This is a genomic window from Bifidobacterium sp. ESL0784 (assembly GCF_029433295.1).
In the GTDB taxonomy this organism is placed as follows: Bacteria; Actinomycetota; Actinomycetes; order Actinomycetales; family Bifidobacteriaceae; genus Bifidobacterium.
In genome coordinates this window covers 576596-589520 of sequence record NZ_JAQTHV010000001.1, presented here as the reverse complement: position 1 = coordinate 589520, position 12925 = coordinate 576596, and the positions used below count along the sequence as shown (strand labels likewise).

Annotated in this window: 9 protein-coding genes; all 9 read right to left on the bottom strand. The window is 59.4% G+C overall.

Translation table 11 applies throughout. The annotated features are described in order from the left end of the window. Positions 1 to 206 precede the first annotated feature (206 nt). A complete protein-coding gene (locus PT279_RS02175; RefSeq protein WP_277165007.1) occupies positions 207 to 1601 on the bottom strand; it encodes an NCS2 family permease in 1395 nt (464 codons plus the stop codon). Between the two features lie 402 nt (positions 1602 to 2003). Further along, the gene (gene pstB, locus PT279_RS02170) at positions 2004 to 2783 is read right to left on the bottom strand and encodes a phosphate ABC transporter ATP-binding protein PstB (RefSeq protein WP_277165005.1); all 780 of its coding nucleotides are present in this window, start codon (positions 2781 to 2783) and stop codon (positions 2004 to 2006) included. 170 nt (positions 2784 to 2953) lie between these two features. Further along, positions 2954 to 3934 (bottom strand): phosphate ABC transporter permease PstA, encoded by a 981-nt coding sequence (gene pstA, locus PT279_RS02165; protein WP_277165232.1) that lies wholly within the window; start codon positions 3932 to 3934, stop codon positions 2954 to 2956. A gap of 86 nt (positions 3935 to 4020) precedes the next feature. Further along, on the bottom strand, positions 4021 to 5082 hold the full coding sequence (pstC, locus tag PT279_RS02160) for a phosphate ABC transporter permease subunit PstC (RefSeq protein ID WP_277165003.1): 1062 nt from the start codon (positions 5080 to 5082) through the stop codon (positions 4021 to 4023). 227 nt (positions 5083 to 5309) lie between these two features. Further along, complete coding sequence (gene pstS, locus PT279_RS02155; RefSeq protein ID WP_277165230.1) at positions 5310 to 6431, bottom strand: phosphate ABC transporter substrate-binding protein PstS; 1122 nt, start codon at positions 6429 to 6431, stop codon at positions 5310 to 5312. 416 nt (positions 6432 to 6847) lie between these two features. Then, positions 6848 to 7540, bottom strand: coding sequence for a 5'-methylthioadenosine/S-adenosylhomocysteine nucleosidase (mtnN, locus tag PT279_RS02150; RefSeq protein WP_277165001.1), 693 nt, complete (start codon positions 7538 to 7540; stop codon positions 6848 to 6850). A 252-nt stretch (positions 7541 to 7792) separates the two neighbouring features. After that, complete coding sequence (locus tag PT279_RS02145) at positions 7793 to 9019, bottom strand: 3-deoxy-7-phosphoheptulonate synthase (protein WP_277165228.1); 1227 nt, start codon at positions 9017 to 9019, stop codon at positions 7793 to 7795. Between the two features lie 331 nt (positions 9020 to 9350). Next, positions 9351 to 10484, bottom strand: coding sequence for a 3-deoxy-7-phosphoheptulonate synthase (locus PT279_RS02140; protein WP_277164999.1), 1134 nt, complete (start codon positions 10482 to 10484; stop codon positions 9351 to 9353). A gap of 987 nt (positions 10485 to 11471) precedes the next feature. Continuing rightward, on the bottom strand, positions 11472 to 12809 hold the full coding sequence (locus tag PT279_RS02135; RefSeq protein WP_277164997.1) for a C1 family peptidase: 1338 nt from the start codon (positions 12807 to 12809) through the stop codon (positions 11472 to 11474). Between the last annotated feature and the right edge of the window lie 116 nt (positions 12810 to 12925).

Sequence of the window (12925 nt, the reverse complement as noted above, 5' to 3'; positions counted from 1 at the left end):
AATGGGTCCGAAACGTGCTTTTCGTCGCAACTTGCGAGAAACTGCGACGAAAAGCACGCGATTGGAAAGGCGGACGCCCAAGCAACCCTACGACTGGCAGTCAGATGGCCAAGCAGACAGATGACCAGCCAGTCCAAGCAGTCTCGGCCAACAATCAGGGGAGACCGGCAATCAGACCAAGGTCAGTACAGACCCACAGACTGCAATCAGAGCACGGCCTGGAGAGCAAAGTCGAGGATGAACAGGGCGGTGACGATCCACATCACCGGATGCACCTCACGAGCCTTGCCCTTGCAGATCTTGACAAGGCAGTACATGATGAAGCCCGCGGCGATGCCGTAGGAGATCGAGTATGAGAGCGCCATGAACACCGAGGCAAAGAGCGCCGGGATGGCTTCACCTAGGTCGCCCCAGTTGACTTCCTTGAGGCTGGAGGCCATCATGCAGCCGACCACGACCAGGACGCCGGCGGTTGCGGCGGACGGGATGGCGGAAACCAGCGGCGAGAGGAACATCGAGATGAGGAAGCAGATAGCGACGGTCACCGAGGTGAGGCCGGTGCGGCCGCCCGCGGCGATGCCGGCCGAGGATTCGACGTAGGTGGTGATGTTGGAGGTGCCGAACAGGCCACCGACGGAGGTGGCGATGGAATCAGCGAAGAGCGCCTTGTCCATCTTGGAACTGAAGCCGTGGCCGTTGGCCATGTTCTTGATGTCAGTATCAGAGAAAATGCCGGTCTTGCGGCCGGTGCCGACCAGCGTGCCGATGGTGTCGAACATATCGGACATTGAGAAGGCGAAGATGGTGACAATAACGAGGGGTAGGCGGCCGAGGTTGCCGAAAAGCGCCGGGAAGCCTTGCGGGCTGAAGATCGCGAGGAAGGTGGTGGGTAATTGCGAGAATGTCGCGCCGATCGAAACGGAATTGGACATCGTGGTGACGCCGAAGGGGATGCCGATGACGGCGGCGGCGATAATCGAGATCAGCAGCGAGCCGCGCACGTTGAGCAGGGTGAGGACGATAGCGATGGCCAGACCAATGAGGAAGACCCAGAGCTCAGGGTTGTTCAGCATAGAGAGGCCAGGCGTCGCGTGGATCGGGCCGCCTTTGGCCGCGGCTTTCGGGTCACCGGGAGTGAAGGAAATGAAGCCAACGTTCAACATGCCGACGTACATCACGAACAGACCGATGCCGCCGCCAATGGCGTGCTGGAGGGATTCGGGGATGCAAGCAATGATGAGCTTACGGACGGAGGTTACGGTGACCAGAATGTTGATCAGACCGCACAGGAATGTCATACACAACGTTTCCTGCCAAGTGAATCCAAGACCGGCGCAGACGGTGTAGGCGAAGAACGCGTTGAGACCCATGCTTGCGGATTGTGCATACGGAACGTTGGCAAAAAGCCCCATAACCAAGGTTCCTGCGACGGAAGCGATGATGGTGGCGAGGAACACGGCGCCCCAGGGCATGCCGGTGGTGCTCAAGACTTGCGGATTGACCACGATGATATAACTCATCGCGAAGAATGTGGTGATGCCCGCTGTGATTTCAGTGGATACGTTGGTGTGATTTTCTTTGAGATGGAAGAACCTGTCCATCGTTCTCTCTTCCTTGGTTTTGCATCGCCAATTCAGATTGCAGAAAAAGGGCGGTCGGCGCTTATGGCGTTCAACACTACAAGACCGACGAACTTCACTAACTGCTGATAGATGAATTGACGATACGGAGGTTGCTGCGACTCGCCCGCGTTGACGCGGACACCTCGAATATAACACCGGTCATAGCCACGGATTTTCTAATGGATTAGATGGTCTTTTGTACTAAAAACTTCGCAACCCGAACTCAACCGAAAAACAGACGCCCAGACTAGTGAGAAAAGCACCAAATCGGTCCCCGAATGGTGCTTTTCTCCGCAATTAAGGCAGACAGCAATGGGAAAAGCACCTTTTCGAGCAGTTTTTTGGCGCTTTTTAGACTGGTTGGGTGTGCGAGGTGGAGACTCAGCCAAAACGGCCGGAGATATAGCGCTCGGCCTCCTCGTTTTGGGGGTTGTTGAACATCGTGGTGGTGTCGGAGAAATACTCGAGGTGGCCGGGCTTGCCGACGGCCTTGAGGTTGAAGAAAGCGGTGTAGTCGGCCACGCGCGCGGCCTGCTGCATGTTGTGCGTGACAATGACAATGGTGTAGTCGCGCTTGAGCTCGTTGATCAGATCCTCGACGGCAAGCGTGGAGATCGGGTCGAGGGCGGAGCACGGTTCGTCCATCAGCAGCACCTGCGGGTGGACGGCGACGGCGCGGGCGATGCACAGGCGCTGCTGCTGACCGCCGGAAAGTCCAATACCCGGCTTGTCGAGCCTGTCTTTGACCTCGTTCCAGAGGTTCGCCCCGCGCAGGGCCCATTCCACCAGCTCGTCGGCGTCGGACTTGGAAATGTGCCGGTTGTTGAGGCGAATGCCGGCCAAGACGTTCTCGCGTATGGACATGGTCGGGAACGGGTTGGCCTTCTGGAAGACCATGCCCACGTCGCGGCGCACGGCCACCGGGTCGACGCCTTTGGCGTAAAGGTCGTGGCCGTCGAGCAGCACCTTGCCCTCGACGCGCGCGCCCGGCGTAATCTCGTGCATGCGGTCGAGCGTGCGCAGGACCGTAGATTTACCGCAGCCGGACGGGCCGATGAAAGCGGTGACCTTGTTGGCCTGAATGTTGAGGTTGACGTCCTGGACGGCCAGGAAATCGCCGTAGTAGACGTTGAGATGTTCGACATCGATGCGTTGGCCCATGATGACTCGCTTTCTCGTTAATTACATTTTCGATAATGCTGTTGATTTTTACGATCTAGAATAAGACTCGTTATTTTTGATTTGCTCGATTACCGTTTACCCGATTATTCGACCGATAACCTACCGAATTTGACCGTTGACCCCGCAGCTGCAAGGTAAACGACATTTTTTCATTTCGCCTCCACGCTGAAGAGGTGCTGGACCAGGCGGCCGACGAGGTTCAGGACCAGGACGATGGCAATGAGCACGAGCGCCGCAGCCCACGAACGTTCGGATGGGATGGAGGCGACGCAGCCCGGGCCGGCGTTCGGCGGGCAGGTCACGGACATCTTGCTGTATTCCTGGTAGACGAAGACCGGCAGCGTGGTCATCTGGCCGCTGAAGAGGTTCCAGTTGGTGGTGACGATGAATCCGGCGGTCATCAGAAGGGGTGCGGTTTCGCCAATCACACGCGCGATGGCGAGGATGACACCGGAGACAATGCCGGGCAGTGCCGTTCGCAGCACGACCTTGACGATGGTTCGGGATTTAGTGACGCCGAGCGCGTACGAGGCCTCGCGCAGGTCGTCGGGAACGATCCGCAGCATCTCCACGCTGGAATTGACAACCGTCGGAATCATAAGAATCGAAAGCGCGACCGAGCCCTCGAAACCGTTGGAAACGCCCGGTCCCATCAGAATCGCGAAGAGCGAGAAGGCGAACAGGCCGGCGACGATGGAAGGAATGCCGCTCATCACGTTGACCAGCAGCGAGATGGCCTTGGCAAATTTGCTGCCACGCGCATATTCGGTCAAATAGATCGCGCACATCAGGCCGACCGGCACGGAAATCAGCATCGCGCCGAGCGTGACCTCAAGCGTGCCAATGATGGCGTGCTCGATGCCGCCGTGGCCGCCGGAAGGCGTGGGCATGCCGCCGATCACACCGGACATGTTGAACGTAAGGAAATTCAAATTGAGCCGCTTGACGCCCCGCGCGATGGTGGTCCAGAGCAAGGAAATCAGCGGAATCATGGCGATGACGAACGCGAGCCCGATGACACCGGCCATAATCCGGCTTTTCCATTCGCGTTGCTTGAGCAAAGCGTTCGAAGGCTTGAACTTCGAGAAATCGGGGGTCGGGCCGGCCGATTGCGAAGCATTGGAGACCATTGCATTCGAAGCTTTTGCTACTGAATCGACAGCAATGGTTCCGGCCTGAGCATCCTTCAAAGTTGCGGTAACCTTATCATTTTCTTTCATCGCGCACCTCCCTTCTTGGTGATGCGTCGGGCAAGGAGATTGACCACGAACGTGATGACGAAGAGGACCAGGCCGGTGGCGATCAGCGCGGAGACGCCCAGCGAGTCGGCTTCGGGATATTGCGCGGCGATATTAGCGGCAATCGTCTGGCTTTTCGAAGCCTGCAGCCAGTGCCACGAGTAGGTCATGCCCGGCGAAAGCACCATCATCACGGCCATGGTCTCCCCCAGCGCGCGCCCGAGTGCGAGCATCGAGGCCGAAACCATGCCAGACTTGGCGAACGGAAGGGCGGTGAGTTTGATCATCTCCCATTTGGTGGCGCCCAGCGCGAGCGCCGCCTCCTGGTCGAGGCGCGGGGTGGCCGCGAAGATGTCACGCGTCATCGAGGTGATAATCGGCATGATCATGATGGCCAAAATCACCGCAGCGCTGGCGACGGTGCGCGGCGGGTTGGCGGCGGGCCCGGCGAAGAGCGGAATCCAGCCCAGATGCGTAGAAATCCAGTTCCAGAAGGGATACATTGCCGGCACCAATACCAGCGCGCCCCACAAGCCGTAGATGACGGAAGGAATCGCGGCAAGCAAGTCGACGACGTAATTGAGCACGGTCTGAATACGTTTGCGCGCGTAGAACGTGATGAAGAGGGCCACCCCGACGGCGACAAAAAAGGCGATTGCCAGCGCAAGCGCCGCAATCACCACCGTACCGAAAACCAGAGGCCCGACATATTGCCAGAACCCGTGCGCCTTGCCTCCGCTCAGGGAGGCGAACACTGCGGAGGTCTTGGCCTGCGGACCGGCGAAAATCGGCCAGGCGCGCAGCAGCAGGAAAAGCACCACCGCGCCCAGCGCCACCAGAATCAGTGCCCCGCAGCCGACAGCCACCGCGTGGAAAACCTTGTCCTGGCTGTGCCGACCGGATTTGGCGTTGGTAAAATCAAGGCCGTCGCGCCGATCGTTCGCCCCGCCGCCGGCCGAAGCGCCTAAACCCGCGCCGATCTGGCCGGCCGCAGCGGGCATAGCCTCCACCGCGCTGCCGCTTTCAGATGTATTCGCCATGCTTTTGCTTTTCCTTACGTTAACGTTCGAGGTTCGGAGCTCAGAGTTCGGGATTCGGAGCCCAAAACCCAAAGTCCGAAACCCAAAACCCAGAACCCGGAGTTCAAAGCTCGGAACCAGCCAAATCGGCCGGTCGAATCATTTCGTTTCCAGCCAGCTTGTCGACTCGAATATTCGCCTATTGGATTATCTCGTTAAAACAGTTATCAGTTATTCCGATTATTCAGTTATTTCGTTTGTATTACATCCACGGATTTCAGAGCCTTCTTCGTCAGCGCTCCCCCGAGCGCCGCCGAGCCGGTGTTGTCCGCGGCGATCTTCTGGCCGTTCTCGCTTAAAACATAGCCCAGCCAGTCGCGTACGAACACGCCGGTTTTCGCATCCTTGTAGGCCGGGCACGCCACGGCGTAAGAGGAGGAGACGATCGGATAGTTTCCCGCAACGGCGGTGGCGTAGTCGACGTTCACCACCACGCGCTTGCTGCCCTTGGGCATCGCGCGCAGCGGCGAGGCGTTGACGGTTTTCGCGGCGGCATCCGCGGCGGGCGCGACGTAATCGGCCCCGACCTTGACCGAAGCCGTGCCGAAATTGCCGGCCTTGGCGAGGTCCGCGTAGCCGATGGTGCCGTCGGCCTGGCCGATGCTGCTGACCACGCCGTCGGTGCCTTTCGCGGCCTGCCCGACCTCGTTGGGCCAGTTCTCCTGCGCCTCGTAACCCCAGTCGTTGGGCGCCGCGGCCTTCAAATAGGATGTGAAATTATTGGTGGTGCCGGACTTGTCGGAACGATGGACCACGGTGATCGGCGTGGCGGGCAGGTTCACCTTGGGGTTTTCGGCCTTGATGGCGTCATCGTTCCATTGGGTGATTTTCCCGTCGAAAATGCGCGCGATGACGCTGGCGTCCATATTCAGGTGCTTGTCCTGCCCGGAAACGCCTTTGAGATTGAACATGACGGCGATCGGGGAAACATAGACCGGGACGTCGAAGGCGGTGCCGGATTTGCAGATGCTTTTGGACTGCTCGATCTGCTGGTCGTTCAGTGGTGCGTCAGTTCCCGCCCAGGCGGTGGCGCCGGTCAGGAACGTGGAGACCCCGGCCCCAGAACCTGAGGGGTTATAGGCGATTTTCGCGTTGCGGTTCTTGTTCTGATACGTCGCGATCCAGGCCTCCACGGCCCCCTGCTGCGAGGAGGCACCGGCACCGTGGAATTCGCCGGAAATGCCGGAACTCTTGCCTTTGGATGCGTTGGTAGTATCGGCCGGGGTGTTGTCACCGCAGGCCGAAAGTGCCGCCATCATCGCAAACGAGGAAACAACGGCGATGAGACGCTTACACATGGTGCTGTGCATGATGTTGCTCACGGTTTCATTATGGCAGATAGTCTGCCGCCGGTCACTAGGCAGGCGCCCGGTTCCTGGTTACGTTTGCGGGCCCGACGCCGACCAAACGAGAATCTGGCCGCCGACCAAGCCGGAAAAGCACAACCGACCGTTTGCTTTTCAGCGGTGAATTATTAACCCGTAAAGATTGGCGTTATATTACTTTTGATGTATTACATACTGGCCGAACGGCTCCGACAGCGCCGACCAACCGCGCGCCAAGCCGCCGACCTTTTGGCTCTGCAACGGCGTTGCCGCGCGGTTCGGAATCCTTCGGTTTTCTCATTGGGCGAACATGAGGAGGGCGAGGGAACGTTCTATAACTGGGTGCTCAATGACGGCATGCACGACCATACGGCCGTGCACTCATTGAGCAGCCGCAATCCCTACAGCCGTGTGACGATATTGACGGCGAGGCGCGCGGCGGTGTCCGCGTACTCGGAGATGTCGAATTCCCTGAACTGCTCGTAGGTGGTGTCGGCCTCGTCAGAAAGTGCGCGGATGACCAGGGCGGGCACATCGTTGCGGGCCGCGACATGGGCCACAGCCGCGCCCTCCATCTCCACGGCGTCGGCGTGCGTCTTTTCGGCGACCACGGCGGCGGCCTCAGGGGTGCCGATGAAGTTGTTGCCCGAGGCGATGACGCCGGTCATGTGGTGGATGCCCAACTCGTCGAGCGCCGCGCCGGCCACGTCGAGCAGGTGCGGGTCGCTGTGGAATTCCTCGGTTTCGGGCTTCCACTGGGCGATCATGCGCATGTCGCTATCGAGGTAGCGCAGTGTGCCGCCGAGCACGATGTCGTCAATGTGCATGGATTTGTTGAGCGAGCCGGCGATGCCGGAGAAGATGATGGCGTCGGGATGGAAGTTGTCGACGAGGCACTGGGTGGTGGCGGCCGCGTTGACCAAGCCCATGCCGCCGACAGTCGCGGCGACCGTGATTTCCTCGCCGGATCTGGAGGTGAGCGTGCCGACGTTGATGTCAAGGCTCGCGGTCTTGCGGTGTGTGACGCCGTTCAGCGACTTGGCAATCAGCGCGACTTCCTCTTCCATGGCTCCGATGATGGCAACAGTCTTCATAGTTCCTCGTTTCTCTGGAAATGCTGGGTTCCAGATTATACGAGCCACTGGTCCGCTTCGGCGTTGCGCACCGCCCCCGCGCAGCACGGAGGACGTTTCATCGACTTTTCCCGTTCAATGCTGCGGAACACACGAATCCGAAATTACATTATCCCGGAATTCCAATGTTCTTCCGATTGCAATACGTATCACGCGCAGCAGAGAAAGCATTCCGAGAGGAATCGGGCGTTCAGCGCTACGCCGGGCAGCAGCTCAGGCGGCACGCCGGGCGGCGACGGCGGCGGCCAGCTCGCGCAGGAGGCGCTCCGTTTCGGGCCAGGAGATGCACTTGTCGGTGATCGACTTGCCGTATTCGAGCTGCGAAAGCGGGGCGGCAGGCTGGTTGCCACCGGCGATGAAGCTCTCCATCATCAGCCCCGTGATGCCCTGCTCCCCTGCAGCGATGCGCCTGGCGAGTTCGCGCGCAACCGCAGCCTGGCGAATCTCGTCCTTACCGGAATTGCCGTGCGAACAGTCGATGACTAGCCCGTGGCCCGCGGCGGAATCCTCAGGCATCTCGCTGCGGATGGAGTTCATCGCCACCTGAACCGAATCGGCATCGTAATTGGGCCCGTGCGAGGAGCCGCGCAGCACGACGTGGCAATCAGGGTTGCCGAGCGTCTCGACGGCGCACGCCCGCCCGAGGTGGTCGATGCCAAAGAACGTATGCTGCTGGGTTGCCGTATAGCACCCGTCGATGGCAGCCTTGACGGAGCCGTCGGTGGCATTCTTGAAGCCGATCGGCATGGAAAGCCCGCTGGCCAGCTGTCGATGGATCTGCGATTCGGTGTTGCGCGCACCGATGGCGCCCCAGCTCACGGCATCGGAAATGTATTGCGGACTGGTGGGCTCGAGGAATTCGGTCGCGGCCGCCACGCCCTCGCCCAGCACGCCGAGCAGAATCCTGCGCGCGAGCAGCAGGCCCTTCCTGATGTTGTGGCTGCCGTCGAGGTCCGGGTCGTTGATCAGACCCTTCCAGCCCACGGTGGTGCGCGGCTTCTCGAAATAGACGCGCATAACAATAAGGAGCCGGTCGTCGAGCTCGTCCTTCAGCTTGGCCAGCCGCCCCGCGTAATCCAGCGCGGCCTGCGGGTCGTGGATGGAGCAGGGGCCGACGATGACCAAAAGCCGGTCGTCCCTGCCGTAGAGGCAATCGCGGATCGCGTCGCGCGAGCGGACCACCAAGTCCGTCGCCTCGGCGCTCAGCGGCATATCCGAAAGCACGTCGGCCGGCGTGGGCAGCGGCTCGAGCTCGAAGACGCGGCGGTTGACGATGCGGTTGACCCCGGCCTCGTCCTCCCAACGCGGCACCCCGGCCACCTTGAGCGGGTCCTCCCCGTTCTTCAACGCCTTTTGGAAGGCTGCGCGGTTTTTGGTGTCGTCAAGGTCATGCTCGGACAAGCCCGCAGCGACATCGCTTTCAAGTTTGCCGTTTGGCATGTTTTCTGCGTTCCCCATCGCGAAGTCCTTCTTCATAGTCGTTTTCGACATTTACCAACATACTAAGCCATCGATTACATACCGATCATAGCGCCAGCAAGGCATAGCCTGCCCATAACCATTGAGCAGGTATTCGATTGCGTGAGAAAAGCACTAAAAAGTGCCCGAAATGGTGCTTTCCCTCAGTAAACGCGTAACCGTAGGCGAAAAGCACTTTTTATGGCACATTTTGGCGCTTTCTCACTTGATTGATCAACACTGATGAGAAAAGCACCATTTTCGATTCCCAAAGGTGCTTTTCTCCTCACTAACGGTTCTTCGACGAGCCGAGTCAGTCAAGCTGACGGCGTGCGTCGATGGCGTCGGCCAGCGTGTGCAGCAGCTCGTTGGTGCGCTCCCAGGAGATGCAGGGATCAGTGATGGAACGGCCGTAGACCAGCTGGTCGAGCGGCGCGGGCGACTGGTGGCCGCCGCGGATGTTGCTTTCCATCATCACCCCGAAGATGCCGGGTTCGCCCTTGGCCAGGCGTGCGGCGATGTCCTCGATTACCTCGGCTTCGCGCACCTCGTCTTTGCCGCAGTTGCCGTGCGCAGCGTCGATGACCAGCCCGTGCTCGCTGGGCCCGGTGACCTTCGATTGCTTCAACATATCCAGCGCCTCGGCCACGGACTTCGCGTCGTAGTTAGGCCCGGTGTTCGAGCCGCGCAGGACGATATGGCAGTCCGGGTTGCCCTTGGTCTCGGCGGAGATCACGCGGCCGTCAAGGTTCACTGAAAGGAAGTGGTGTTCGTTGGCCACGGCGTAGCAGGAGTCGGCGGCGACCTTCACAGAGCCGTCAGTGGAGTTCTTGAATCCGATGGGCATGGACATGCCGCTGGCCAGCTCGCGGTGGACCTGGCTTTCGGTGTTGCGCGCGCCGATAGCCCCCCAGCTGACCATGTCGCACAAGTACTGCGGCGTGATCGGGTCAAGCCATTCGGTAGCGGTGGGCAGCCCCTGCTGGAGCACGTCGGCAAGCACCTTGCGCGCCAGATGCATGCCCTTGCGGATGTTGAATTCGCCGTCGAGGTCCGGGTCGTTGATCAGGCCCTTCCAACCGATGGTGGTGCGGGGCTTCTCGAAATAGACGCGCATCACGATCATCAACTCGCCTTTAAGCTCCTCGTTGACCTTGGCCAGACGCCCGGCGTAATCCTTGGCCGCCTTCGGGTCATGGATCGAGCAGGGGCCCACCAGCACGAGCAGGCGGTCGTCGCGGCCATGCAAGATGTCACGGATCTCCTGACGAGTTTTCAGCACCAGATCGCTCATCGGCTTGGTGAGCGGGGTCTCCTTCAAAAATTCGCGCGGCGCAGGAATCGGGTCAAGCTGGCGGATGTTGACATCCACGGTTTCGGGGTAGACGGCTTCCTCGCCGAACCTCTGTGCATCCTTAGCACTTCCGGACTCTTGCATAATCGCCATGACTGCCTCCTTGCGCCATCAGGCACCCGATCGGGTGCCGGTTTGTTCATAGGATTGCCAATTATAATCATTTGGCCGCGCCCTGTCCAGCAAGAGCCACATTGCGCGCCGTCGCAGCGCACCAACCCCGCTTCGCCACCCCTCGTTTGCACCACATTCGAGGACCGCAACCAAACCCAACAGAATATCAAAAATCGTACACTTATTGGGATTTTGGAATTACATTTTTTGTACGACGTGGTAGTAAAATCTAATTAGTTGTTTATATGGCGTATGGGGTACTATAAGTTTCGCAGGAAAGCTTGGTATGTCTAGATGATGGTTTTACGCAGTCTTGTCGCACTGGCGTTGTGCATTGCGAATTCGGCGCTGTTCGACCCTCCCACCCAAGCAGGACCGAGAAACGGGCTCTTTCGTCTATAACTCGGGAGTATGCTGGCACTTCCAGACATGAGGGCAAGGTCCCCGACTGCTCACACCTGCAGCCCCAAGCATACTTCTAGCTACATAAAATAAAACTTCCCCGCAGATACCTACATCCACTCATGGAAGCCCAACCCCAAATGTGCTGAACCCTTTGCCCTGTTTGGCGGGGCAACGGGTTCAGCACATTTAAAGGCGAGAGCGCCCTAATTAATCAAAATCTCATTCGATTAGGTTTAAGTAGTTGCCTGTGGCCAGAAGAATCTGGCCATAGGCGCGTATTGGCCGAAAATAGCCTACAGGGCTGTTTCTCTCAGGCCAACGCCCTCCGGGCCCTGCAATTATTGAGTTCGCTTTCGCGAACACTCAAACCTGCGTTGTGCCGTCTCAAGACGGCACAACGGGCGCTTGCAAGAAAAGTCCACAGGACTTTTCTTTTATGCAAGCGCTCCTAATTAATCAATACCCGAAATCCAACTCTCCCGGTTTCAACTGGTTGCCTGAGGCCAGAAGCTTCTGGCCTCAGGCGCGTGTTAGCTGCAAACAGCCCACTGGGCTGTTTGCTCAAGCTAACGCGCCCATCGGATCCCAAGCAGGCAACATGGTGGCAGGCTCGGTGAGGGCGGCCTGGTATTCGGCGGGAAGCATCGACTTCGGGACAGCTACCTCGTAGACATAATCGCTGAACCAATCGTCGCTCATGGTGAAGTAACCCTTGTCGGCCACCTTGCAACCCCATGAGTTCTCGACGCGCCAGCGGTTGGTGGTCTTGCCGTCGTCAGCCACGTCGACACCGACGAACGCCATCGCGTGGTTCATCGCGGAATCGCCATAACGCACGCGCGCTTCCTTGTCCATATCGAAATCGACGCCGTAGACCTTGCCGTACTCGTAGAGATCGGTGGCCCAGGCGCCGTTGTCGCGATCCATCATCGGGTGGCAGTCCGCGCCGAACCAAGCCGGCATACCCTCTTCAGAAAGGATGCGACGCACGCAATCCTTCATGAACTGGTTGGGGACGTTAAGGTATTCGGTCGGATCTCCCCCGACAACGTTGCCCAGGTGCTCGATGCCGATCTTCTTGCCCTTGGCGTGCTCGGCGCGCGGGTCGTCAACCAGGCAAACGTAATCCTCAAGATCGGCGCTGCCGACGTACTTCTTCCAGAACTCGACCGGGGTCGTTTCGCCGTCGCGATGGAAATTGCCGTCCTTGTCGGTCCACTCCCAGTCGAAGCTCTTCGGCGGCTCGCCCAGGTGAATGGTGAGCATGCGGTGTCCAGCCTCGACGGTCTCGTCAACGATGCGCTCGATGGCGGACGGATCGGCGTACATGTGCGCCACGGCAGTGTGCAGCAGGCGGCGCAACTGCGTGTTCATCTCGCCGGTGTTGGTAGAAGACGCGGTCTCCGGGAAGAAGTCCTTGGGCACGGCGCCGTACTTCTTGTAGACGTTCATGGCCATCGTCCACTGGCCCCCGTCGCCCATCACGTCGGAAAGCAGGTGCTGCATCAGCTGGGAATCGGCGGGTTCGCCGGCACGCACCAGGTCCGCGACGTCACGCACGAAGTAGTTGATGCGCTCGAGCTTATCGTAATACATCGCGTAGTTCTGCGAGAACTCGAACTGCTCCAGGTTGAGGTTCTTCTTGGCCACGAAGCGCGCAACGTTGAGAGAGCTGAAGAGCCAGCAGCGCCCAGAATGGTTCTGGTTGGTCACCTCACCGTTATCCACGCTCACGGAGAAGCGGCGCTGGAGCCTGCGGGCACGCTCGTAATTGTGCGCCACCGGGTTGATGCCCGAGGTGGTGACGGCGTTCATGGCCAGCGTATTGACAGGCTTGGCCTCAAAATCCCCCTGCAGTTGGCCAAGACGTTCGGCGCTCAGCGGCTTCATTTCACTCATCAGATGATGCTCCTTTGATTGGTTTACTTTTCCACCATATTCCATGCGCTGTATCGCGCGCGCAGGGCGCGTCCGGACGCGGTGACGGGTCGGAGCCCTGAGCTCAGAACTCGGAA